Here is a 25357-nt window from a genome sequence, read left to right as displayed (position 1 = left end):
TGCCCAACCCCGGTGAACGTGTTTGATCGGTGGTTGGTGCGGCGCGTGGGACGCGCGTTGGTGCCGATTTTGATGCCAATTTGGCGCTTACGCCGTCGTTGTTTGCTTCTGGTTTTGCGTCATGCACGCTCGCCTCCCGGCTGTTGGTTCCGGTTGCTGGTAGAGCGAGATCGTGCAGGCCGCGTCGGCGAATTCAGCCCGCGCGTCGTTTTCGGGTCGCTTCGGCGAGAGTCTCGAGCACCGGTTCGGTTTGCGTCCAGCTCACGCAGGCGTCCGTAATCGATACGCCGTAACGCAGCGGCACACCGGCTTTCAGATCCTGACGGCCTTCTTCCAGATGACTTTCGAGCATGACGCCGATAATGCGGCGCTCGCGCTGCGAGAGTTGCTGCGCCAGATCCTGCACCACGTCCAGTTGACGCAAATGCGATTTGCCTGAGTTCGCATGCGAACAGTCGATCATGACCTGCTCGCGCAGGCCTGCCGATTTGAGCGCCGCGCAGGTTGCTTCGACGGACGCGCTGTCGTAATTCGGCCCTTTCTTGCCGCCGCGCAAGATAACGTGTGCGTCGTCATTGCCACGCGTTTCGAAGATCGCCGCCATACCCATCTTGGTCATACCCATGAACGCATGACTCGCGTGCGCCGCAACGATTGCGTCCGCGGCGATTTGCACGCCGCCGTCCGTGCCGTTCTTGAAGCCGATCGGGCAGCTCAGCCCCGATGCAAGCTGCCGGTGACTCTGGCTCTCCGTCGTGCGAGCGCCGATAGCACCCCAGGCGATCAGATCCGCGATGTATTGCGGACTGAGCAAGTCGAGAAATTCGGTGGCCGTGGGCAGGCCGAGACCGTTGATGTCGAGCAGCAGTTGCCGGGCGAGACGCAGACCTTCGTTGATGCGGAAGCTGCCGTCGAGCCGCGGGTCGTTGATATAGCCTTTCCAGCCGACCGTTGTGCGCGGTTTTTCGAAATAAACCCGCATGACGATCAGCAGATCGTCCTTGTAGGTCTGCGCCGCGACCTTGAGCTTATGGGCATATTCGATCGCCTGGTCGTGATCGTGAATCGAACACGGGCCGACGATCATCACGAGCCGGTCGTCACGGCCGTGCAGAATATCGGCGATTTCCGCGCGGGTTTTCTCGACGAGCGTCTGCACCGACGGCGGCACAGTCAATTCGTCCTGCAGCAGGGCAGGGGAAATCAGCGGACGTACCGCGCCGATGCGAACGTCGTCGATGCGCGTGGTGTCCTGGGTGGCGTCGGCCGAGCCAACTTCCTGATCGTGCAAAGGATTGTCGATGGCGCTCAAAATATTCTCCCGGACCTTGGATGTTGAGGGGGCCTCACGGCCTGAGTGTGTGAGTGTTGGTGCGTCGGTGCATTGGTTAGCTGCCGGGATTATGACACTCGCGCGTGCGGGCCGGATGATCGTTATTCGAGGCGCTTGATCAGTGCCATGGCGGCTGCCGGATTGCGTTCCTTGAAGCCGCTGATGACATAGAGGTAGACGTCGCGTGCCGTGGTTTTTGCGGGGGCTTCGGCCGAGGTTTCCAGGTCGTCCGGCGTCGTGCCTGCGGCGAGTTGGCGGGCGCGTTCGACCCAGGCGTCGAGGGCTTCGGTCGAATACCCGTTGGCCGCTTTGTCGCTTGTACCCATGATGCGGGCATAGACGAATGGCGCGGTGATGTCGGCGATTTGCGGGTAATCGCTGTCGGCTGCGAGCACGATGGCGACTTTGTACTTTCTGGCTAGCGCGATGAATTCGGGGGTTTTGAAGGTGTCGTTGCGGACTTCGATTGCGTGTCTTAGTTTTTGGCCTTCTATGCTCGCGGGCAGCAGTTTCAGGAAGGCTTCGAAGTCTTCGGGGTCGAATTTTTTGGTGGTGGCGAATTGCCAGTTGATCGGACCTAGCTTTTGTTTTAGCAGCAGCACGCCGCTGGCGAAGAAGCGTTCGATGGTTTCGTTGGCGTCTGCCAGGATTTTTCTGTTTGTTGCGTAGCGGGGGGCTTTTAGCGAGAAGGCGAAATCTTCCGGGGTTTCCTGATACCACTTTTCGTAGCTTGCTGGTTTTTGCAGGCCGTAGAAGGTGCCGTTGATTTCTATCGATGTGAGGTGTTGGCTCGCGTGTTGGAGTTCGCGGCTTTGCGTGAGGGTTGGTGGGTAGAATGTGCCTCGCCAAGGGGCATAGGTCCATCCGCCTATGCCGATTCGGATTTTGCCGGTTTTCGGTGATGGCATTTCTGGGTCCTCGTGGGTGGCTCCGCCGGGGAGGTAGATTAACGCATTTGTTTGGTTTGGTTTGGTTGCCTTCGCGGCGCTTTTTGTCTGTTTGCCTGCGGGGTTGGCCTTTCCTTGTTTTCTTATTGGTCTATTAGCGTCGCCCCTGTGCGGGGCAGGCACCTACTTTTCTTTGCCTGCCGCAAAGAAAAGTAGGCAAAAGAAAGCGGCTCGAACCCCCTGCTAAGCGGGTCTCTCGCACAGTAGCGGTAGTGGCGCATCTGGAATCCGTGTCCTCGCACCTTCAGCGTTAGCGACAAAGGACTCATCAACTCCCACTCCGCACTGCGTGCGTCGCGGATGGGGATGCCTGGGAAACCGGGGGCTTCGTTTTGGGGTGGTGGGAGCCATCGGCTTCGCCTAGGCGAGGCGCGGAATGCGCGAACGCGATGGGGTTTTGGAAGTGCCACCGCGCCGAGTAAAGCATGAGCCTGAAAGAATAGCGGGCGGTTTTCTGAGGTACCGCTGGGCGCGCGCAGCGCCGCCGGAAGTATGACTGCCTTGTCACTCACGCCGAATGTGCGAGAACACAGATTCCAGATGCACCACTACCGCAACTGTGCGGGGGACCCGCTTAGCAGGGGGGGGCGAGCCGCTTTCTTTTGCCTACTTTTCTTTGCGGCAGGCAAAGAAAAGTAGGTGCCTGCCCCGCACAGGGGCGACGCTAATAAACCAATATCAATTCAAGGAAAGGCCAACGCCGTAGGCACACAGACAAACAAGCGCCGCGCATGCAGACAGATCAAGAAAAGACCACCGCCGCAGGCAAACAGGCAAACAGGCAAACAGGCAAACAGGCAAACAGGCAAACAGGCAAACAGGCAAACAGGCAAACAGGCAAACAGGCAAACAGGCAAACAAGCAAACAAGCGCCGCGTAGGCAAAAAAACCCAAAAACCAAAACCACTATTCGCCGCCAGGCGCTCCACCCGTATTACGGGTCACCTCCTCAAACCGCCGGTTCGCCTCAGCCACCTCAACCCTGAACTGCTGCAAAGCACTAACCGCCAAATCCGGCGGCATCAAAGCCGCCCACAAAACATCGATCAACTGATCCGCGGTAGCGTCAATATCAATGTGCCGATTAGCCAGCGTAGCGTCCCACAACACATGTTCCATCGGCCCGAACACCATCGACCGCAGCAGCCTCAATGGCATATCAGCCCGAATCTGCCCAGTCTCCTGGCCCTGCGCCAACACCCGCATCAAAGGCGCCGTGTACCGCCGCTGCAATTCGGTCAGCGCCTCACTCAACTCATGATGCCGAGCCCGGCCCTCAGACAACACCAAAGCACATAGGTCAGTGCCATTGACCAGCATCAACCGCAAATGCGTGCGCACAATAAAAGCAAATTGCTGCCGCACATTGCCATCACGCGGTAACCCGGACTCGATCGCTTCAATGATTTCGTCGTACCAGTCGCCGATCACCCGCGCGCATAACTCACGCTTGCCGCGGAAATAACTGAATACGGTCGCCTCGGAAATGCCCAGGCGCTGCGCAATCTCCGCCGTCGTCGCGCGCTCGTAGCCCTTCTCGGAGAACACATCGCGGCCCGCCTGCAAGATCTCCTTCACGCGCTGCTGAGACTTGCGCCCGGCCGGCTGGCGGCGTGAGGCAGGTAACTCAGCCTTCAAGGCAACCGTCATATGAGTTCAGTTCAGTTTTGTGAGGCCAATAGCCCCGATGACGGCGATACTATCACGGTATGAGCGTGACCGAGCCGCATCGGAGCGTTTCTGAGTGATACTCAAAAATACCTCTTGACGCTTACGTAAATCTGGCGTGAAATGCGCCTTGAACGTTTCGCGCCTCGTGCGGCGTGGTGAAGGCGGCCCACAAGGCCGCCGCCGTCCGCTGAGCCGCACTCAGACGAGCCGGTGCCCACCCGGGCTAACCGGCCCGCCAACGAACTCTGGAGACACAGCAATGAGCAACCTGCCCGGTTTGCAATTCCCGCTCGGCGAAGAAATCGAAATGCTGCGTGACAGCATCGCAGGATTCGCTGCCAAAGAAATCGCCCCACGTGCCGCGGAAATCGATCGGTCGGATCAGTTCCCCATGGACCTGTGGCGCAAATTTGGCGACCTGGGCGTGCTCGGCATGACGGTCTCGGAGGAATACGGCGGCGTGAATATGGGCTACACGGCGCACATGATCGCGATGGAAGAAATCTCGCGCGCGTCGGCATCGGTCGGTCTCTCGTACGGCGCGCACTCGAATCTGTGCGTCAACCAGATTCACCGCAACGGCACGGCTGCGCAAAAGGAAAAGTATCTGCCCAAGCTGGTTTCCGGTGAGCACATTGGCGCACTCGCCATGAGCGAACCGAACGCGGGGTCGGACGTCGTCAGCATGAAACTGCGCGCGGATAAGAAGGGCGATCACTATGTGCTGAACGGCACGAAGATGTGGATCACCAATGGCCCGGATTGCGACACGCTCGTCGTCTATGCAAAAACCGATCTCGAAGCGAATTCGCGCGGCATTACCGCGTTTATCGTCGAGAAGGGTATGAAAGGCTTCTCGGTCGCGCAAAAACTCGACAAGCTCGGCATGCGCGGCTCCCATACCGGTGAACTGGTGTTCGAGAACGTGGAAGTGCCGGAAGAAAACATTCTCGGCCAGTTGAACGGCGGCGTGAAGGTGCTGATGAGCGGCCTCGATTACGAACGCGCCGTGCTCGCCGGCGGCCCGACCGGCATCATGGTTGCGGTCATGGACGCAGTCGTGCCGTATATCCACGACCGCAAACAGTTCGGCCAGCCGATCGGCGAATTCCAGCTGATTCAAGGCAAGGTCGCCGATATGTACACCACGCTGCAAGCGTGCCGCGCGTACCTCTACGCAGTGGGCCGGCAACTCGATACGCTCGGCAAAGAACACGTGCGCCAGGTGCGTAAGGACTGCGCGGGCGTGATTCTCTACACCGCTGAAAAAGCGACGTGGATGGCCGGCGAGGCGATTCAGATTCTCGGTGGCAATGGTTATATCAACGAGTATCCGGTCGGCCGTCTGTGGCGCGATGCCAAGCTCTATGAAATCGGCGCGGGCACGAGCGAAATCCGTCGCATGCTGATTGGCCGCGAACTGTTCGCCGAAACGGCTTGAGCCACAACACTGCGCGTCGTGCTGCTTAACTGGTCACTGCGGAAGCACTTCGGGTGCCCCGCGGGATTACCGTGGACCACTGCAGCCTACGGCGCAATACAGCGCACGACCCAATGCAGCGCGTCACTGCCGGCCTACAAAAAGCGGCGAATAGGAGAAGCCAAGCAATGCCGATCATCGAATCAAAGCTGAATCCGCGCTCGGACGATTTCCGCGCCAATGCGGCGGCGCTCGAAGCGCTGGTCGCCGATCTTCGCGCGAAGATCGCGAAACTCTCGCTGGGCGGCGGGCAAGCGGCGCGCGACAAACACACGGGCCGCGGCAAGCTGCTGCCGCGTGAGCGCATCGAGAAACTGCTCGATCCGGGCACGCCGTTTCTCGAGTTCTCGCAACTCGCGGCCTATGGCATGTACCACAACGACGCGCCGGGTGCGGGCGTCATCACCGGCATTGGCCGCATCGCGGGGCAGGAGTGCGTGATCGTTTGCAATGACGCGACGGTCAAAGGCGGCACTTACTATCCTGTCACCGTGAAAAAGCACGTGCGGGCTCAGGAAATCGCCGCCGAAAACCATTTGCCGTGTGTCTATCTGGTCGACTCGGGCGGTGCGAATCTGCCGAATCAGGACGACGTGTTCCCCGATCGCGATCACTTCGGCCGCATCTTCTTTAACCAGGCGAATCTGTCCGCGGCAGGCATTCCGCAAATCGCCGTGGTGATGGGCTCGTGCACGGCGGGCGGCGCCTACGTTCCCGCCATGAGCGATGAGTCGATCATCGTCAAGAATCAAGGGACGATTTTTCTCGGCGGCCCGCCGCTCGTCAAAGCTGCAACCGGTGAAGTGGTGAGCGCGGAAGACCTCGGCGGTGGCGACGTGCATACGCGGCTGTCGGGCGTGGTCGATCATCTCGCACAGAACGACGCGCATGCGTTGGGCATTGCGCGCAGCATCGTCGGCAATCTGAATCGCACGAAGCAGGTGCCGGTGGCGTTGCAGGAGCCGAAGCCGCCGCGCTATGACGTGAAGAGCATGTACGGCGTGATTCCCGCCGATACGCGCAAGCCGTTCGATATCCGCGAGGTAATCGCGCGTATTGTCGACGATTCCGCTTTCGATGAATTCAAGGCCCGCTACGGCACCACGCTCGTGACCGGTTTCGCGCATATCTGGGGGCATCCGGTCGGCATCATCGCGAACAACGGCATTCTGTTTTCGGAGTCGGCGCTCAAGGGCGCGCACTTCATCGAACTTTGCTGCCAGCGCAAGATTCCGCTAGTGTTCCTGCAGAACATCACGGGCTTCATGGTCGGCCGCAAGTACGAAAACGAAGGCATCGCGCGTAACGGCGCGAAGATGGTGACGGCCGTGGCCACGGCGAAGGTGCCGAAGTTCACGGTGATCATCGGCGGTTCGTTCGGCGCGGGCAACTACGGCATGTGCGGTCGGGCGTATTCGCCGCGCTTCCTGTGGATGTGGCCGAACGCGCGCATCTCGGTGATGGGCGGCGAGCAGGCGGCGTCGGTGCTGGCCACGGTCAAGCGCGACGGCATCGAAGGCAAGGGTGGTTCGTGGAGCGCCGAAGAGGAAGAGACGTTCAAGCAGCCGATCCGCGATCAATACGAGCATCAGGGGCACCCGTACTACGCGAGCGCGCGTCTATGGGACGACGGCGTGATCGATCCGGCGCAAACGCGCGACGTGCTCGGTCTCGGCCTCTCGGCGACGATGAATGCGCCGATCGAAGACACGCAATTCGGCGTGTTCAGAATGTGACAGCGCGCTAGGCGCAGGAGCTGCAACGATGCAATACGAAACGCTGAATGTCGCTTTCGCCGGTCAGATCGCCACGGTCACACTGAACCGGCCGGATGTGCGCAACGCGTTCAACGAAACGATGATCGCCGAAGTGACTTCGGCCTTCACGGCTCTGAACGCACGCGACGACGTGCGCGCGGTGGTGCTCGCCGCGAACGGCAAGGCGTTCTGTGCGGGCGCCGACCTGAACTGGATGAAGAAGATGGCCGGCTACTCGGACGACGAGAACCGTGCCGACGCGATGCTGCTCGCGAACATGCTGTCGTCGATCTATCGCTGCAACAAGCCGGTGATCGCGCGCGTGAACGGCGACGCGTACGCAGGCGGCATGGGATTGATCTCGGCGTGCGATATCGTCGTCGCGGTGGCGAGCGCGCGTTTTTGCCTCTCGGAAGCGCGTCTCGGCCTGATCCCGGCCACCATCGCGCCGTACGTGATCCGCGCGTTGGGCGAGCAGGCGTCGCGCCGCTACTTCACGACCGCCGAGCAGTTCGATTGCGCGACGGCATATCGCCTTGGTCTCGTCAGCGAAGCGGTGGGCATGGAGCAACTCGACGCCACCGTGCAGCAGATCGCTGAAACGCTTTGCGCAAACGGCCCGCAAGCCGTGCGTGCCTGCAAGCAACTCGTACAGGACATCGCCGGTCACGAGTTGAACGAGGCCATGATCGAGGACACGGCGGCGCGCATCGCGCGCACGCGGGCAGGTGCGGAAGGCCGTGAAGGCGTCGCATCGTTCCTCGAAAAGCGCACGCCGTCCTGGCGCAGTTGAAGCGCTACGAAGGCACCTATCCGAGGCGCATGCAGGCCTCACCAGAACAACACAGCCCCGAACGGGACAATCACCGAGACACTTCATGTTCAACAAGATCCTGATTGCCAACCGCGGCGAGATTGCGTGCCGCGTCGCCGCGACCTGCAAGCGGCTCGGTATCGCGAGCGTGGCCGTGTATTCCGATGCGGATGCCAACGCGAAACACGTGGCCGCCTGTGACGAGGCGGTGCATATCGGCGGATCGACCGCGGCGGAAAGCTATCTGCGCGTCGAGCGCATCATCGAAGCCGCGCGCGCCACCGGCGCACAGGCGGTGCATCCGGGCTACGGCTTCCTGTCGGAAAACGAAGACTTCGCGCATGCCTGCGAAGCGGCCGGCATCGTATTCATCGGACCGCCGGTCGAAGCGATCGCGGCGATGGGCTCGAAGGCGGCCGCGAAGGCACTAATGCATGCGGCTGCCGTGCCGCTCGTGCCGGGTTATCACGGCGACGACCAGGATCCGCAGTTGCTGCATCGCGAAGCCGATGCGATCGGTTATCCGGTCTTGCTGAAGGCGAGCGCGGGTGGCGGCGGCAAGGGCATGCGCGTTGTCGAGCGCACTGAAGACTTCGCGGCGGCGTTGGCGTCATGCAAACGCGAAGCGGCCAGCAGTTTCGGCAACGATCGCGTGCTGATCGAAAAGTATCTGACGCGGCCGCGTCACGTGGAAGTGCAGGTGTTCGCGGACCGTCATGGCGGCGCGGTGTATCTGTTCGACCGCGACTGCTCTGTGCAGCGGCGTCACCAGAAAGTGCTGGAAGAAGCGCCGGCGCCGGGGTTGTCCGCGGAAATCAAGCGCGAGATGGGCGAAGCGGCAGTCGCCGCCGCGCGTGCGGTGAATTACGTCGGGGCGGGCACGGTCGAGTTCATCATGACCGGCACGGGCGATTTCTACTTCATGGAGATGAACACGCGCCTGCAGGTCGAGCATCCGGTTACGGAAATGGTGACGGGCCAGGACCTGGTGGAATGGCAACTGCGCGTTGCTGCGGATGAACCGCTGCCGCTCACGCAGCAACAACTGAAAATCGACGGCCACGCGATCGAAGCGCGTATTTATGCCGAGCATCCTGCCCGTGGCTTCCTGCCGTCGACGGGCAGGCTCAAGCATTTGCGCATGCCGGAAGGCGTGGAATTTTCCATCGGCGAGCCGGGACGCAAAGCACCGGTACGCATCGACAGTGGCGTGCGCGAAGGCGACACCATCACGCCGTTCTACGATCCGATGATCGCCAAGCTGATCGTCCATGGCGCGACGCGTGAAGAGGCGCTCGCGCGTCTGAATCGGGCGCTGCGTGCCTGCGAAGTGGTCGGTCCGCACACCAACATCGAGTTCCTGCAACGCATCGTCACGAGCGAACCGTTCGCGACAGGCGATCTCGATACGGGTTTGATCGAGCGTCATCACGATGCCTTGTTCGCGCCCGTGAAGAAGCCTTTCAAGGAAGCCCTGGCGCTCTCCTGCGCCGCGTTGCTGACGCGCGAAGGCGGTACTGCGCACGGCGCGTCGCCGTGGGATGCACTATCGCACTGGCGCCTGAACAGCGGCTATACGCAGACGCTCGGCTGGCGCGATGTCGAGAACGATACGGCTTTCGAAGTCACGTTTGCCCGCGACGGCGCCACGCAAGCGCTCGAACACGACGGCGTGCGCGAGGACTTTACATGGTCGGGTGGCACGGGCGAGCACGAATACCGCGCGACGATCGGCGATGCGCGGGTAACAGGGCGCGTGTTCATCGACGTCGATACGTTCCACGTGTTCTGCCTCGGCGAGGCGTTAGCGTTCGAGTGGCAGAACCTGCTCGCGCATGCCGCGGATGCTGAAGGCGGCGAAGGCCGTTTGACCGCGCCGATGCCGGGCAAGGTGATCGCGGTGCTGGTCGAACCGGGCACGGTGGTGGAGAAGGGCACGCCGCTGATCGTGATGGAAGCGATGAAGATGGAGCACACAATCGGCGCACCTGCGGCTGGTACGGTGTCGGAAGTGCTGTTTGCGGTCGGCGATCAGGTCGCCGATGGGGCGCAGCTTCTGGTGCTGGATGTGGGCTAACCGCGAGGCTTAAGCGAGGCGCGCATAGCCGGTGGCACGCGCTTCGTTTTCCAGTTGCTCGATCCGTTCGTAATCGGCGAGCTGCACCGCGGAAAAGCCCTTCAAACGCAGGCGTTTGGCACGCTCAGGCCGTGCAAGGTGCGCTTCGTTCAGTGCCTCGCGCAGCGTCTCGATCGTCGCGGACGGCACGTTGTTGGAGGCAATCAAGGGCAGCCCCGGCGATGCTGCTGTCACACCGATTTGCCGAACCTGCTGCGCCAGTTCCGGCAATTCATCGCAGACAAACGCGAACGTCACACAGTCGATTGCGGCGACGTCCGCGCGATTTTCGACTACCGCTCGCAATGATTCAAGATGCGAGCCGGTGCGCAGAACCGCGCTGAAAAATGCTCCGTTGCGCGCAAGCGGCGCGACCGCGTGGCGAAACACGTTCATGCCGCTGTTGGAATCGTCCTGATTGTAGGCAGCACGTGCGCCACAGCACGCCGCAAGCGAATCGAACTGTGCCTCTGCCCGCGTGACCAGTACGCTCGAATAATCCGCGCCCTCGCAGCCCGGCGCGTCGAATCGCGGCGTTGCGATCAACTGAACCTGCTCGTTTAAACCATGCATCAAGGGATAGCCGCAGGTTTGCGAGAGCAGGACGTTAGGGCGCCGCCAGAAGCCATGCAATTCCTCGTCGGGTTCGACGATGCGGCACGCCGGCGTAACCAGGCGCAAGACGTCGTCCAGCCACTCGCGCCACGCGGTGGCGAGCGCGGGCGTCACGTTGTACATCGGCAGGGCGGCGATCCAGGTCATGGACGCGATTCTGGCATACCTAATGTCTGACCATTCGAAATTCGTCGAGTCCCAACCGTATGGGCTCGGTCTGTTTGAACGGCCATTTACACTCCACCACCTTCAATATTTCCAGTTGCGCGTCTTCGAACGCAACGAGTAAATCCTTCCGCCGCTTGCTCGCGGCCCCGCAATAGGTCATCAGTGCCTCGGCGCTGACCTCGAAGATCTGCACCCGATCGTCAAAACAGACCCGGAAGGCGACGGTTGCGCATTCCGTGACACAGGGCCTGAATCCTTCATCGACATATACCGACATAGCCATCTCCTGCCACCTACCCGAGTGATCAGGATAACCGGTTGTAAGCTTTCGGTATGTGGGAAAACCGGCATTTGAGGTGAAATGGGCATTACTGTCCCCGCTACTGTCCCCAGTTGTTAGCCCACGGCAGCCTTAGCGCGCCATGCAACTGTTCGCCTTCAAAACGAGTTGTATAGACCTTCCCTGAAACCTTGCAGTAGTGCGGGGTACCTCAACTGTTCCTCTCGCGCGCGGAGTCGCGGGGCCGATTACCGGACTTACCCGAACGCGATTCGGCCTTGTCGGAACATTGCGTCTCCGGTTGTTTGCTAAAGACGAGTGCCTCGATCATCTGCCAATACGCCTCAACGACGGCGGGATCGGACGCAGAAACATTGCTGGTCGCCAGCATTTCCGGGCCGAATCCAGACAGCGTTGATGTCAGGCTGATCATGAGATAGTGCAAGAGGATCGGTTCGACCCGGGGCAAGGCGTCTTCATCCTGCGCCGCGCGAATCTGCGGAATCAACCAGTTGATCAATGGCTTGAGCACCGTGTCGGCGAGCCACTGTAAACGAGGGCTGTACACGAGGAACTCTTGGAGCATGAAGCGGTGAAACTGGGGAAAATCAACCGTGAACTGAAACAAAGCCCGATACACAAGTTTTACGCGGTCCGCAGCCATGGCAGGGGAGGTATCGGTCAGATATGGGTCCCACTCATGGCGAATGCGTTCGAACACATACTCCGCTACCGCTTGCCAGAGATCGTCCTTGGATCGGTAATGGTATGTGATAAGCGGATGTTGCAATCCGATGCGATCCGCGATGCTACGAATACTCGCAGCCTCAAAGCCCTTCGAGGCGAATTCGGCAAGTGCAGCGTTCAGGATCGCGGAGCGGGTTTCCTGCGCCCGCTGCTGCTCTGCGCGTTTGAGTTCAGTTGGTCTGCTTTTGTTACCAACGTTCCTGGAAACTGTGCTGTCCGCCATTTAGGTTCTCGATTGGGAATTTCGATATTTCGGTACTTCTGTGCTCCAGTGCCTTCCGCCTTCTGACAGACCAACACCGTGTAGGTGTCGCAGGATCCGCGACCGTCAATGAAGGCAGGCTTCACAAACGTATCACACGCTCGCCGCCGGATCTTGACCGTCGCCGAACCCGTTGAGCACAGTCGATTTGGCCGGCACCGTAGCGCACTATTTGACTACCACCAGCCGGACGCGCCAACAACATCGAGCGAGGCAAGGCACGCCGTCCATGCCGTCCATATGGCTTTGACGCCGCCCCAGGCCGCGTGCTCAGTCGATCCGCCGTCCCATGATGTCCAATTTACTTCTAAATTGACATGTCGTAAAGTATAATTGAAATAACGCTGGTTGGTCCAGGTGTTCCACCCGGCCGAAGACAGGGCTGAATCCGACTACAAATTTGATTCACGGGTCAAGGACACATGGAAAGCAAAATCACGCTGACATCAAGTGACGACATCGCTTTCGTTACGATGGTGAACGAAGCACGCGCGAACTCGATCGACAAGGCGTTCTGCGATGAACTATTGGGCGCCCTCCACGATATTGATGGGTCGTCGAAGTATCGCGCAGTGATACTTCAAGCCAGAGGCAGAATATTTTCAGCCGGCGGAGATCTTCGGCAAATTTTTGACGGGCTGCAGCGATCCGATTCCTCCCTCGAATCGTTGATCAGCGCACTGAACACCACGATTATGGCGATGCGGCGCTTGCCGATACCTGTGATCGCTAGCGTTCAGGGGGCGGCGGCAGGTGCGGGCTTTTCGCTGGCAATGGCGTGCGACCTGGTGGTGGCGTCGAGCACTGCCCGCTTTGTCGTCGGCTATGCCAAGCTAGGAACATCTACCGACGGTGGTCTGTCTTTCCATCTGGCGCGTCGATTGGGGGCAGCGAGGGCATTAGAGATCTTGTTGACGCGGGACTCGTTGAGTGCAGACGAGGCTAGACAGCTAGGGCTCGTCCAGAGTATTGCCGAACCCGCCTCCTTGCAGGAAGCCACTCTGGCGCTCGCGCGGAAAGTCATCGATGTACCCGCGGCAGCGGTCAGAGAAATGAAATCGCTTGTTGGAATGTCGGCCGAAGATAACCTTGAGCGCCATCTTGAACAGGAAAAACGTGCGTTCCTGAGATGCGCGTCGACGAAAGCGTTCTCCCAGCGAGTCGCACAATTCGTCGCGGACTCTGATTCACCCAGAGGCGCATCGACCTGATGATGAAAATCTCGTCGTCCTCGTAAAGTCACTGCCACGCGACGTCACCATCGATCTCCGATCTGATGGGCTGCCGATTCAATCCCCTTCTGGGCCCCTGTGTGGTGTCCGACGCCCGTTCTCTTCATTCGTCAGGCGAAACATACCTGGGGATACTCCTACCCAAATTAAACTATACGACCGGAAAATTTAGACATATCCTTCTTTCAGCAGCTCTGATGTGTCAGTTGGTAGTGCATTCAAAATGACAGGGGGAGACTGGAGATGAAGAGATTGTCCTGGGCAGCGGCACTTTTTTGTGTCACGCCTGCCGTGGTATATGCGCAAAGTTCCGTGACGCTGTACGGTTTGCTGGATGAGGGCTTGACCTACACAAGCAATCAGAATGGACATTCTGCCTGGTTGCTTCAGAGCGGAGGTGGATCGCTGTCCAGATGGGGACTGCGCGGTGCCGAAGACCTGGGTGGAGGTTTCAAAGCAGTCTTTACGTTAGAAAACGGCTTTGATACGTCTAGCGGAAACCTCTCGAACAATGGGCGTCTGTTTGGACGGCAGGCGTACGTTGGCGTTTCAAGCCCGTATGGGACGATCACGCTCGGTCGTCAGTACGAGGAAGTAGCCGAAATGCTCTCCACTGTCGCTGCCGGGTTGAACTGGGCGGTCTACTTCGCTCATGCCGGTGATGTTGACAACGCTGGCGGGAGCATACGAATCAACAACTCGGTTAAATACGCCAGTCCGAAAATCGGAGGGTTCACATTTGGTGCGCTCTATAGCTTTGGTGGGCAGCCCGGACAATTCTCCACGAATAGCGTGACGTCGGTGGGACTGAGCTACACGGGAATAAGCCTCCCACTGTATGTTGCGGCTGCCTATACGATCATCAAGAATCCGTTTGCTGCCGCATTCGATAGCATCGCGCCGCGAAACATCATTTATGCCCCGTACGTGCAGAGCGCGGAGAGCGAATCCATCGCAGGGGTAGGTGCATCGTACAAGATCGGCTTCGCTTCAGTTGCCCTCGAGTACACGTCGACGCGATTCAAAAAAGGCTTCCTTGGCAATGACGTGCGGTTTGACAACTACGAGGCAAACGTCGGTTACTTCATTACGCCCTTTCTGTTCGCAGGTGCGGCATACATCTACACGCACGGCAAAGTGGATGCGACCTCTGCGACCCCAATCTATCGGGCAATCGATCTCTACACCAACTATTTCCTCTCGAAGCGGACGGACATTTACTTTGCGGCCGAACTGTTCAAAGCGGCGGGTTCGGCGACTCGGGCGCAGATCACGTTGATTCCTTCACCGTCGAGCGGACAAACTCAGGGCTTGTTGCGAGTTGGAATCCGTCACCGGTTTTAACGAACATGTGATGTCGGTGCTGTCGAGAGAGACAAGCGAAACCAGATTGACACCGGAACCAGGTGGTCGATCATCAAGGACAATGCGATGAAAAGCATAGGCTATGCCCAGCGGGATGTGCGCCAAATTTTTAACGATATGCCCGTGGGGCGAAAACAGTGGACGGTGCTCCTCATCTGCTTCGCAGCGACAGCGATCGAAGGTTTCGACACGATTGTGATCAGTTTTATCGCGCCTGCGATAAGCCAGCACTGGCAGCTTTCGAGCGCTGCTCTCTCGCCTCTGGTGGCCTTTGGATTAACCGGACTACTGATTGGCTCGATCGTTGGAGGAACACTGGCTGACCGTGTCGGTCGCCGAACGGTGAGCATAGTGGCGATCGCCTGGTTTGGAATCGCGGGTGTGGTGTCGAGCGAGGCACAGTCGATAGTTCAGCTCATTGCCTTGCGTTTCGTAACCGGCCTCGGCATCGGAGCGGCGATGCCCGCCACGTCAGCGATCGTCGCGGAATATAGCCCCGATCGTTCACGCTCAGCGATGCTTGCATCGACTTACTGCGGATTTCTTTTCGGTGCGGCAGCCGCGGGTTTTGTGACTTCCTCGGCAATCGGGACGTTGGGTTGGCGGGGCATGCTCTTACTGAGTGGTCTATTGCCACTCGTGGTTGTTGCTCTATTCGCATGGCAAGTACCGGAGTCACCGCTCTACATCGTGGCCAGTCGGAAGTCCAACGAGGAGGCGAAACGAATTCTTGGCAAAGTGTTTCCGGCCTTGGACCTTTCTGGAATGCATTTTTTCATCGCCGAAACGCGCGAATCGATAAGCGGAAGCGGGGCGCTATTGAGCGGTGAATACCGGCTTGGCACCATGTTGACGTGGTTTGCCGAGTTTGCGGGTTATCTGGCGTTCTTTCTTATTGGGAGCTGGTTGCCGACGCACCTGAAGCAGGTGGGGCTATCGATGCACGACGCCGCGCAGGTATCGTCGATGTTCCAGTTCGGTGCGCTTGGCGGTGCGGTTCTTTTCGCTATCCTTGTCCGTCGCTATAACGTGGCGTCGGTCATTTCAGCGGCTTTCGGCGTAGGCTCGCTGCTTGTCATAGCTTTGGGCATCTCCGAAACGACTCAGTGGCACGCGAGCGTGGTCTTCTTGTCCGGCATAGCTGTCGGAGGCCCGCTGATCTGCGTCAACACCATTCCGGGCATCTTCTATCCAACCGCGCTCCGTGCGTCCGGTGGTGGCTGGAACGTTGCGATCGGGCGGCTGGGATCAATCGTCGGTACTTCGTTGATTGGCCTGATAGTCATATCGGGATTTCCTTATCTGCTCACATGTGTGTTGCTGTCGATACCGCTCTTTATGGCTTGCGTATGCATGACCGTCATGGCGCGGGTTCTCTCTGCACAACGGCGAATATTGAACGAACAAGCGGTGAACATCAGTACGGTATCGGCAGGTAGTCCACCGTTGCCGAACAGCACCACACAGTGACCGTGGCGCACTAGCCGGAGAGAGTGCTTCGGTTGAAGCAGATTGTTAAAAGAAGTGCCCACTTCGGACTCTCATTGGTATCGATGCATTCGTTGATTGCGGCTCTTTGGGCTTGCGTCGGCATGTAGTTCGCCTTGCATACTTTACGAGCGTGAAGTATAGTGAATTACGGAACCTGCTTGATCATGCGTTTTGCCCAAAGAGCGAACGCGAAGCGTAGGTCGGCAGGTAAGGGATATTTTCAGATCGAACACGGCTGTCTGTTGAAGCCATACGTGCCAACGAAACAGGAGGAGACATGATTGAGGAACGTGACGTTATCGTAACGATGCGGGACGGCACCCGTCTTGCGGTAGACGTCTATCGGCCGGATGCGGCTGGCAAGTATCCCGTACTGTACGCTTCAGCGCTGCACAACAAGGATCTTCAAGGTCCAGATATTGCGGATGTCTTGCCCCCGCAGCCCGCGCATGCTCCGCTCTGGTTCGGACCTATCGAGGCCGGGGACACTCGCCGCTTTCTTGCCAACGGTTATGTGCACGTTATTGCGCAACCGCGCGGCTCCGCCAAGTCGGAAGGCCACTATGGCGAGGAGAATACTGACCATTACGACATGATCGAATGGATCACGCAGCAGCCGTGGTCCGACGGCAAGGTCGGAATGGTGGGTATCTCGGGCTTCGCCGGTGAACAGTGGCGTGCGGCGGCGCAAGGACACCCCGCGCTCAAGGCGATCTTTCCATACGACGCTTGTAGTGCGTACGGAGGTATGTTCGGGTTTCGGGACTTCAATCCTGGTGGCGTCGTCCACACATTCCCATACTTGCTCGACGTTTTCAGTACTGTGCATGAGCCGCGCGGTGTGCCGGGTACGTTACCCGATGCGCAGGAGGAACTCTGGCGCGCAGCCATGCGCAATCCCGACTACAAGATGTACATCAACTTGTACAACATTCTGACGCAGAAGGGGCAGCGAACGGGGGTGATGTACCACATCATGACGAACCCGTGGGAGCCGGAAGGAACCGTTGAACGAGCCGAAGAAATCTTCAAGTCGATCAAGGTCCCGTTCTATACGGGTTCCGGTGCCTATGCTTACACCTACAAATTGCACTGGCTTGGCGCCCAGCATTACTTCAGTAATGTCAAACAGCCGCGTAAGCTGATCTTTACGGGCCCCGCACATCTGGAACGGCCATTCCATCAATACCACGACGAGGTCATTCGTTGGTACGACTATTGGTTGAAGGGTATCGATACAGGCATCATGGACGAACCCCCAGTCCGCTACTGGGTCATGGGCGCCAACGAATGGCGAACGGGTAGTGACTGGCCTTTGCCTGAAACGCAATGGGCGAAGTACTACCTCGCGGGCTGGGAGCAGCTTTCTACAGACGCCCCTCGACCTTCAGCGGAGGTCGGCAATGCACATCGGGAGCCGGACGTCTTCACGCAAATGCCGCTCAAAAAGACATCCAAGGTTGAGCGCCTGCGCTACATGACTGATCCGCTTCCGCAAGACGTGTTGGTCGCGGGGCCGATTTCGCTGACGCTCTACGCGGAGATTGATCAGGCAGACACGAACTGGATCGTCGTGCTCAAGGACGTGGGTCCGGACGTATCGGTCGTTACCGCGCGCGTCGGCGAACGGACGGTTCCGGAGACGTTGCCGGAGCGTGAACTTACCCGCGGCTGGCTGAAAGCGTCATACCGCGCAACTGATCCCGACCGATCTACGCCTGCGGAACCGTTCCACAAATTGACGAAGGATTCGATCGAGCCGGTCACACCCGGCGAGATCGTCAAGTATGAAATCCAGGTGCTCGCGACGGCAAACCAGTTCAAGGCCGGCCATCGAATCTGTATCGAGATCTGTAGTCTTGACGTGCCTACAGGAACGGGCGCGATGACCGACGTCGAGTACATTCCGTATCACGTAACCAGTAGCAATACGGTCACCCACAAGATTTACCGGGACGCTGATCGGCCCTCACATTTGCTGCTTCCAATCATTCCGTTGAATGGACAGCAATCCTGAATTGCGAATCCCCGCAGGGGCGTCATCGACGCGTGGTGACTTTGACTGAAAAATGAGGTTAGGCGATGAAAAGCATACGTTTTGAGCGCGACGGGAAGGTTGGGAATATCGTCCTGGCGAATCCGCCCTACAACCGACTCGATGTGCAGTTTGCCCAGTGTCTCCGGGAGGCGGTTCACGAAGCTAGCGAAAGCGACATCCGGGTGCTGGTGATCCGGGCAGAGGGGCCCAACTTCAGTCTCGGTGGAGAAGTTCGCGAATGGCCAGGTAAAGACGTGAACTGGTTCCGCACATTCGTCGCGGAAATCAACAGTTCGTATCGTGCAATCGAAGCGCTTCGCGTCCCGACGGTGGCGGTGGTGCAGGGCCTGGCTTTCGGCGGTGGTTTCGAACTCGCGTTGAACTGTGACTTCATTGTGGCGGCGACCGACGCGGTGTTCCGATGCGTCGAGGTAACGACGGCGATGCTTCCCATTGCGGGAGCGCTGCAGCGGTTGGCTGAGCGAGTGGGGCGTAGCAGCGCATCCCGCTTCGCGATGCTGGGCGAACCGATTTCCGGCAGCGTGGCCGGAGAGCTCGGGATTGCGACGCACGTGGCCGAACCGGATGCGCTCGAACGTATTGCCGCGGAGCTGGTTACGCGGCTTTCCGACGGTCCCACGCTTTCGTACGCAGCTACCCGCACACTGCTCAAGGTGTGGTCAAGCGGCGGCGTCACTGGTGCAGATGCGGCCATGCTGGATGTTTGCATGGACTTATACAACACCGAGGACGCCAGGCGGGGTTTCATCAACACGGCCGAGGCGTTCGACCGCGACCAGGAACCAGGCGAGATGGTCTTTCACGGGAAATAGCCTGAGGGCTCCCCAGAGCCTTCGGTAAGGTCCGGCGGCATTGCAACCACTACTTAGCCTCGGTTCCACGGACTCCTGGCCAGAAACGCGCAGCAACGATTGGAGGATGGCTTCATGCATACTTTACCCGGTTCCCTTACGCTCGAAGCGCCTGCCGATGGCGTTGCCTACGTAAGGGGTGCGACGGACGTTCCGTTGAGCGAGTCTACAGTTGGCCAGTTTCTAAGGGAAACAGCACGCCGGTTACCTGATCAGCGAGCTGTGGTATTCCGGGAACAACTTGTACGGTGGACATGGAGGGAATTTGACGACCATGTCGATCAGCTCGCGGCAGGTTTCCTGTCGTTGGGCATAGGAAAGGGGGATCGCGTCGGCATCTGGTCTCCCAACCGGTTCGAATGGTTGCTCACGCAGTTCGCGACAGCGCGCATTGGCGCTGTATTGGTCAACATCAACCCGGCCTATCGTGTAGCGGAACTCGAGTACGCGCTACGGAAAGTCGGATGCAAAGCGCTCGTCACCGCTGAGAGTTTCAAAACGTCGAACTACATTTCGATGTTGCTCGACATAGCGCCTGAACTGGCGTCGCAGCAGCCGGACCAGTTGAGGGCCGCACGTCTGCCCGACCTTCGTACGGTGATCTCCATGGGTGATTGGCGCGTATCGGGCGTCATGTCGTTCCACGCGGTGATGCAGCACGGAGAGGATTTTCTTCGAGGCAAAGGGCGTGAAGTAATCGATAACATCGAGCAAACACTTTCTCCCCAAGACCCGATCAATGTCCAGTTCACGAGCGGCACCACCGGCAGCCCGAAGGGTGCAACGCTGACACATCGGAACATCGTCAACAACGCGCGTTTTGTCGCGATGGCGATGAAACTGTCCGAAACCGACTCACTCTGTATTCCTGTCCCGCTATACCATTGTTTCGGAATGGTGCTCGGCGTACTTGCGTGCGTGTCGGTTGGCGCGCAGATGGTCTTCCCGGGCGAAGGATTCGACGCCGGTGCGACCCTCGCGGCAGTCTCGGAAGAGCGTTGTACCGCGCTTCACGGGGTGCCCACCATGTTTATCGCTGAGCTTGGGCATCAGGACTTTTCATCGTTCGACCTGAGCAGTCTCAGGACAGGCATCATGGCGGGATCGCCCTGTCCTATCGAAACAATGAATCAGGTCGTGGCCAAAATGCATATGCGGGAGGTCACCATTGCGTACGGAATGACAGAGACCAGTCCCGTGTCGTTTCAGAGCGCAACCACGGATCCGCTAGATGAGCGCACCACAACGGTCGGGCGGATTCAACCTCATCTTGAGGTAAAGATCGTTGATTTCGATGGTAATACTGTATCTATCGGCGAGACCGGAGAACTCTGTACAAGAGGTTACTCTGTGATGCTGGGGTACTGGGAAGACGAAACGAAAACGCGCGAAAGCATCGTTGACGGATGGATGCATACAGGCGATCTCGCAACCATCGACGCCGATGGATATTGCAATATCGTCGGAAGGCTGAAGGACATGGTGATTCGAGGCGGGGAGAACATCTATCCCCGCGAAGTTGAGGAGTACCTCTTCAGGCATCCAAAGATACAAAATGTGCAGGTGTTTGGCGTGCCAGACGAAAAGAACGGCGAGGAGTTGTGTGCCTGGGTCGTGCTTCGGCAGGGTGAGGGTTCTACCGAGGAGGACATCAGAGACTTTTGCCGAGGGCAGATCGCTCACTATAAGGTGCCCAAATATATTCGCTTCGTGAGCGAGTTGCCGATGACTGTTACCGGAAAAGTACAGAAGTTCGCAATGCGTGAGGAAATGATCCGCTATCTTAATCTGACCGAGCACAAGACCGCCTGAGAGGTTCGTGAAAACTGAGCAGGCTCGTAAAAATCGAGACTCGCACACTCGCTATGACTTAGGTATCCGAAATATACGGACGCAGCGGGGTGCGAAAGTTTGACAAATGGAGGTGTGGAATGTATGAAATAACCACGGATGTACTCATCGTCGGGACGGGGCCAGCCGGCTCCGCCTGTGCCGCGCTGCTTTCGACGTACGGTATCAACAACATGGTCGTCAACCAATATCGTTGGTTGGCCAACACGCCTCGAGCGCACATCACAAACCTGCGCACCATGGAGGTCCTGCGCGACCTCGGCCAGCAAGTGGAGCAGGAGGCTTACCTGTACGCGACCGATCAGGATCTGATGGGCGGGACGGTTTTCTGCGAAAGTCTGACCGGTGAGGAGATCGGCAGGGTACCCAGTTGGGGACTGCATCCGTTGTCGAGAGCGGAACGTCAATTGTCGAGTCCGACAAAGATGAACGATTTGCCGCAGACGTTTATGGAGCCCCTGCTCTTCAAGACAGCCTGCGCACGAGGTACCGAGGCGCGGATGAGCACGGAATATCTGAGTCATACGCAGACCGAAGACGGTGTGATCACGATCTGCCGTGACCGATTGTCGGGCGAGGAGTTCACGGTCAGATCAAGATACCTTGTCGGCGCGGACGGAGGGAACTCCAAGGTCGCGAAGGACGCGGGTCTGCCTTTCGAAGGGCAGATGGGTGTGCGGGGGTCGATGAACATCTGGTTCCGCGCGGACCTGTCTGAATTCGTTGCGCACCGCCCTGCAGTGTTGTACCCAATCATGCAGCCGGGCGCGGAAGTGGGCGGTATCGGGATGGGCCTGATCCGGATGGTTCGGCCTTGGAACGAGTGGTTGATTGTTTGGGGCTATGACATCAACGAGCCTGCCCCGGTTGTGGACGAGGCAAAGGCCACCACGATCGCACGCCAGCTGGTGGGCAAGCCGGATCTCGAGATCGAACTGTTGGGCGCGAATACCTGGACAGTAAACAACATGTACGCAACTCGCATGCAGGAGGGGAGGGTGTTCTGCATGGGCGACGCGACCCACCGACACCCGCCGTCTGGCGGGTTGGGCTCCAACACATCGATTCAGGACGCGTTTAACCTCGCGTGGAAGCTCGCGGAAGTCATCAAGGGGCACGCGGGCGAAGCGCTTCTGGATACCTATTCGGCTGAGCGTGCACCGATCGCCAAGCAGGTCGTCACCCGCGCGAACCAATCGATTGCCGAATTCGCCCCGCTCTATAGCGCGCTTGGCATTGACAAATCGAACGACGGGGAAGTCTTGCAAGCGAATATGCATGCTCGAAGCGCGTCCACGGAGGCGGCGGAAAAACAGCGGGAAGCAATTCGGGAAGCGTTGGCGTTCAAGCAATATGAGTTGGACGCCCAGGGCGTGGAGATGAATCAACGCTATCACTCAAGCGCTGCGGTGACAGATGGGCAAGCCGAACCGACGTTTGAACGTGACCGCGAGCTGTATTACCAGGCCACGACATGGCCCGGTGCGCGTCTGCCGCACGCCTGGATTTTCGACTCCCGTGGACGGCAGCACTCCACGCTTGACCTCGCGGGACATGGGCGATTCGTGCTGTTCACCGGTCTTGGAGGCGAAGCATGGGTTGAGGCTGCCTCGAGAGTCGGTGAGGAGCTGGGGGTGAAGCTTGACGTACACATTATTGGTCCACGGCAGCCCTATGCGGACCACACTGGCGACTGGGCTCGCGTGCGCGAAATCAGCGACAGTGGTTGCGTATTGACCCGCCCTGACCATCATGTGGCGTGGCGAAGCCTCACATTGCCGAATGATCCGGCAGCCGAGCTTCGCCGGGTATTGGGGCAGGTGCTTTCGAGGTAAATGCTGAAGGCGAGCGTCTCGCCTGGATTCGCGTGATCACACGTCAACGGCGAGACGCATACACAATTCGAGCACCGTCGGTCATGCTAGTGGCAGGCATGCGGTCTCATTCTTTCACGGAGCTGCTTCTGCGGTGTCGCAATCGTGCCCACGTCGCGAGTGTTGCTCCTGGCCACAAAATGGAGTTCAAAATGAATCAACAGGAGCGTTGGAGAGAGGGCATCGATAGAGGTCTTCCACGGCACGTACGCATTGTTGAGGTCGGTCCGAGGGACGGTCTACAGGCGGAAAGCAAGTTCATACCAACCGACACCAAGATTGAACTGATCAATCGACTCGTTGGTGCCGGTGTACGACGAATCGAAGCTGCGTCCTTCGTGTCGCCCAAATGGATTCCGCAAATGGCCGATGGTGCAGCAGTCATGGCTGGGATAGATCGCGAGGCGGGAGTCTCGTATGCCGCACTGACACCCAACATGAGAGGGCTTGAGGCCGCGATAGAGAGCAAGGTCGACGAGGTCGTCATCTTCGGTGCGGCAAGCGAAGCATTTTCCATTCGCAACATCAATTGTTCTGTCACAGAATCCCTCGAGCGCTTTTCCCCGGTGGCGCGTATGGCGAAAGCTGCGGGATTGCGATTGCGCGCCAGCATTTCATGCTCCTTCGGATGTCCGTACCAGGGGCGGGTGAGCGTTGATGCCGTCGTCGATATGGTCAGGCGCTTTCGCGATCTGGGGTGTGACGAAATCGACATTGCCGATACGATTGGGGTGGGCACGGTGCACCATGTTCAGCGAGTTGTTCAAGCGGCTTCCAAGGAGTTTCCGTTGGAGTGTCTCGCTGGCCACTTTCATGACACTTATGGGCAGGCTTTGGCAAATATCGTCGGTGCCCTTCAGGTCGGAATGTCGATGTTCCACGCGTCCGTTGGTGGACTGGGCGGTTGCCCCTATGCCAAAGGCGCCACCGGCAATGTCGCTACAGAAGATCTACTCTACCTACTGGACGGTCTCGGGATTGAAACCGGAATTGACCTGGACGCCGTCGTTTCGATTGGCGATTGGGTGAGTCAGCAAATGGGCAGGGAGAATGGCGCACGCGCGGGTAAGGCATTGACAGCGCGCAAGGCACGCAACTGATGTTGTTGTGCCAACGGGGATCGCCTAACGTGGTGCTGATGCTCCAAACACGAGCTGCTCCACGGTGCACCAATATTCTTTAGCCAGCACCGGATCGGACGGTGATAGATCACTGGTCGCCGAAATTTCCGGACCGAATTAAGACGGCCGAACGAGTTTCCTGCGCACGTTGCTGCTCAGTACGCTTAGGTTCCGCCGGGCGGCGCGCCCGGACATTTCTTGCAAAACTCGTTCTACAACCCATCATTTGGTGCGCTACCGTCGAATGCCCGCTGCAGCAACGCGCGAATCGCTCCGCGTTCTAGCGGACGGGGATTCCAGTAAGCGTTGTTGCATGCAATGTCGGCGGCCTGGTCGAGTTGTTCCTCGAGCATGCCGATCTCCTTCAGCGCGACGGGCGCACCGTTTGCGCGCGCGAGTTCGTATAGACCTTGCGCGGCATTGTCGTGCCCGATCGCCCGCGCAATCCGTCTCACCGCATCGGGTACTGCGTCGGCGTTGTACGCCAATGCGTGTGGCAGCACAATGGTATGGGTGGGTGCGTGCGGCAGATTGAAACTGCCGCCGAGCGTATGGCATAGCTTGTGATGCAACGCCATGCCGACGCTTCCGAGCACTGTGCCGCAAAGCCAGGCGCCGTAGAGCGCATCGGCGCGTGCGGATGGGTCGTTGGGCTGTGCGACGATTTGGGGTAAGCTGCGCGCGAGCGCCGTGATGCCCTCTTCGGCCATAAGGCTGGTAAGAGGATTTGCATCACGTGAATACAGACCTTCTGCCGCGTGTGCAATTGCGTTGATGCCGCTTGTCACTGACATGCTTACTGGCAGGGTCAGGGTCAGGTCTGGATCGTAGACTACCGTTTTGGGTAATACACGCAAATCAGTGCCTGTCCGTTTCAGGCCTGATTCGGTCAACCCGAATATGGGCGTCATTTCACTGCCAGCGTAGGTGGTCGGCACGGCGAGAATAGGCAGGCTCGTCTCAAGGGCAAGACCCTTCGCGAGGCCGATTGCGGAGCCGCCGCCCACGGCGATCACGCAGTCGGCATCCAGCGACGCGGCAACCGTGCGCACTTCCGTGACCAGCTCAACCGGCACGTGCATGGCAGCGCGATCAAAAACACCCGCTGCGTGCACACCCAGTTGGTCGGCAACCGAGACACCCAATGTGCGCTGCTCTTGACTACACAGAACCAGAGCGCGCCGTACGTTCAGCGAGTGCAATTCACGTTCGATGTGGGTGCGTGAGCCGCTCCCAAAGACGACGCGCGTGCCGCGCCCGTTATAGACGAATTCAGATGTTGACATTGCGGGTCCCTTCTTCAGCGTGCCCGTTCTCTGGCAC

Annotated in this window: 19 protein-coding genes; 12 read left to right on the top strand and 7 right to left on the bottom strand. The window is 58.9% G+C overall.

The genetic code is table 11. The features are described from left to right. Positions 1-193: 193 nt before the first annotated feature. The 3 genes from GNZ13_RS38000 to GNZ13_RS37990 all read right to left on the bottom strand — a co-directional run bounded on the left by GNZ13_RS38000 (position 194) and on the right by GNZ13_RS37990 (position 3930). A complete protein-coding gene (locus tag GNZ13_RS38000; protein ID WP_328807357.1) occupies positions 194-1312 on the bottom strand; it encodes a 3-deoxy-7-phosphoheptulonate synthase in 1119 nt (372 codons plus the stop codon). 122 nt (positions 1313-1434) lie between these two features. Beyond that, entirely contained in the window at positions 1435-2241 is an 807-nt protein-coding gene (locus tag GNZ13_RS37995; RefSeq protein WP_172174599.1) for a DUF72 domain-containing protein, read from the bottom strand. A gap of 945 nt (positions 2242-3186) precedes the next feature. Next, positions 3187-3930 carry a TetR/AcrR family transcriptional regulator gene (locus GNZ13_RS37990; protein ID WP_172174595.1) on the bottom strand — a complete coding sequence of 248 codons (744 nt, stop codon included), beginning with the start codon at positions 3928-3930 and terminating at the stop codon, positions 3187-3189. 280 nt (positions 3931-4210) lie between these two features. Between GNZ13_RS37990 and GNZ13_RS37985 the strand changes: the two genes are divergently transcribed. The 4 genes from GNZ13_RS37985 to GNZ13_RS37970 all read left to right on the top strand — a co-directional run bounded on the left by GNZ13_RS37985 (position 4211) and on the right by GNZ13_RS37970 (position 10079). Next, positions 4211-5392 (top strand): isovaleryl-CoA dehydrogenase, encoded by a 1182-nt coding sequence (locus GNZ13_RS37985; protein WP_172174592.1) that lies wholly within the window; start codon positions 4211-4213, stop codon positions 5390-5392. 167 nt (positions 5393-5559) lie between these two features. After that, positions 5560-7167, top strand: a complete 1608-nt coding sequence (locus GNZ13_RS37980; protein ID WP_172174589.1) for a carboxyl transferase domain-containing protein — start codon at positions 5560-5562, stop codon at positions 7165-7167. Positions 7168-7195: 28 nt separating this feature from the next. Then, positions 7196-7981 carry an enoyl-CoA hydratase/isomerase family protein gene (locus GNZ13_RS37975; RefSeq protein WP_172174586.1) on the top strand — a complete coding sequence of 262 codons (786 nt, stop codon included), beginning with the start codon at positions 7196-7198 and terminating at the stop codon, positions 7979-7981. A gap of 85 nt (positions 7982-8066) precedes the next feature. Next, on the top strand, positions 8067-10079 hold the full coding sequence (locus tag GNZ13_RS37970) for an acetyl/propionyl/methylcrotonyl-CoA carboxylase subunit alpha (RefSeq protein ID WP_172174583.1): 2013 nt from the start codon (positions 8067-8069) through the stop codon (positions 10077-10079). 9 nt (positions 10080-10088) lie between these two features. Here GNZ13_RS37970 and GNZ13_RS37965 read toward each other — a convergent pair whose 3' ends face one another. The 3 genes from GNZ13_RS37965 to GNZ13_RS37955 form a co-directional block, all read right to left on the bottom strand. Beyond that, positions 10089-10880 carry a phosphate/phosphite/phosphonate ABC transporter substrate-binding protein gene (locus GNZ13_RS37965; RefSeq protein WP_172174580.1) on the bottom strand — a complete coding sequence of 264 codons (792 nt, stop codon included), beginning with the start codon at positions 10878-10880 and terminating at the stop codon, positions 10089-10091. Between the two features lie 19 nt (positions 10881-10899). Beyond that, positions 10900-11178, bottom strand: a complete 279-nt coding sequence (locus tag GNZ13_RS37960; protein ID WP_172174577.1) for a DUF1488 family protein — start codon at positions 11176-11178, stop codon at positions 10900-10902. Between the two features lie 214 nt (positions 11179-11392). Beyond that, positions 11393-12151 carry a TetR/AcrR family transcriptional regulator gene (locus GNZ13_RS37955; RefSeq protein ID WP_172174574.1) on the bottom strand — a complete coding sequence of 253 codons (759 nt, stop codon included), beginning with the start codon at positions 12149-12151 and terminating at the stop codon, positions 11393-11395. A 461-nt stretch (positions 12152-12612) separates the two neighbouring features. On the opposite strand from GNZ13_RS37955, the gene GNZ13_RS37950 reads away from it, so the two are divergent. The 8 genes from GNZ13_RS37950 to GNZ13_RS37915 all read left to right on the top strand — a co-directional run bounded on the left by GNZ13_RS37950 (position 12613) and on the right by GNZ13_RS37915 (position 24013). Next, the gene (locus GNZ13_RS37950; RefSeq protein ID WP_172174571.1) at positions 12613-13401 is read left to right on the top strand and encodes an enoyl-CoA hydratase/isomerase family protein; all 789 of its coding nucleotides are present in this window, start codon (positions 12613-12615) and stop codon (positions 13399-13401) included. A 264-nt stretch (positions 13402-13665) separates the two neighbouring features. Continuing rightward, complete coding sequence (locus GNZ13_RS37945) at positions 13666-14766, top strand: porin (RefSeq protein WP_172174568.1); 1101 nt, start codon at positions 13666-13668, stop codon at positions 14764-14766. 87 nt (positions 14767-14853) lie between these two features. Beyond that, entirely contained in the window at positions 14854-16257 is a 1404-nt protein-coding gene (locus GNZ13_RS37940; RefSeq protein WP_172174565.1) for an MFS transporter, read from the top strand. A 298-nt stretch (positions 16258-16555) separates the two neighbouring features. Further along, positions 16556-18295 carry a CocE/NonD family hydrolase gene (locus GNZ13_RS37935; RefSeq protein ID WP_172174562.1) on the top strand — a complete coding sequence of 580 codons (1740 nt, stop codon included), beginning with the start codon at positions 16556-16558 and terminating at the stop codon, positions 18293-18295. Between the two features lie 65 nt (positions 18296-18360). Then, positions 18361-19149 (top strand): enoyl-CoA hydratase/isomerase family protein, encoded by a 789-nt coding sequence (locus GNZ13_RS37930; RefSeq protein WP_172174558.1) that lies wholly within the window; start codon positions 18361-18363, stop codon positions 19147-19149. 114 nt (positions 19150-19263) lie between these two features. Then, positions 19264-21000, top strand: a complete 1737-nt coding sequence (locus GNZ13_RS37925; protein WP_172174555.1) for an AMP-binding protein — start codon at positions 19264-19266, stop codon at positions 20998-21000. Between the two features lie 119 nt (positions 21001-21119). Continuing rightward, positions 21120-22874: an FAD-dependent oxidoreductase gene (locus GNZ13_RS37920; protein ID WP_172174552.1), complete on the top strand. Its 1755-nt coding sequence runs from the start codon at positions 21120-21122 to the stop codon at positions 22872-22874. A gap of 191 nt (positions 22875-23065) precedes the next feature. Continuing rightward, positions 23066-24013, top strand: coding sequence for a hydroxymethylglutaryl-CoA lyase (locus GNZ13_RS37915; RefSeq protein WP_172174549.1), 948 nt, complete (start codon positions 23066-23068; stop codon positions 24011-24013). A gap of 233 nt (positions 24014-24246) precedes the next feature. Here GNZ13_RS37915 and GNZ13_RS37910 read toward each other — a convergent pair whose 3' ends face one another. Further along, positions 24247-25320: a maleylacetate reductase gene (locus GNZ13_RS37910; protein WP_172174546.1), complete on the bottom strand. Its 1074-nt coding sequence runs from the start codon at positions 25318-25320 to the stop codon at positions 24247-24249. Positions 25321-25357: the final 37 nt, after the last annotated feature.

Origin of the sequence: Paraburkholderia elongata (genome assembly GCF_013177735.1) — a bacterium.
GTDB classification, from domain to species: Bacteria; Pseudomonadota; Gammaproteobacteria; order Burkholderiales; family Burkholderiaceae; genus Paraburkholderia; species Paraburkholderia elongata.
This window is presented reverse-complemented; position numbering and strand designations above follow the sequence as displayed.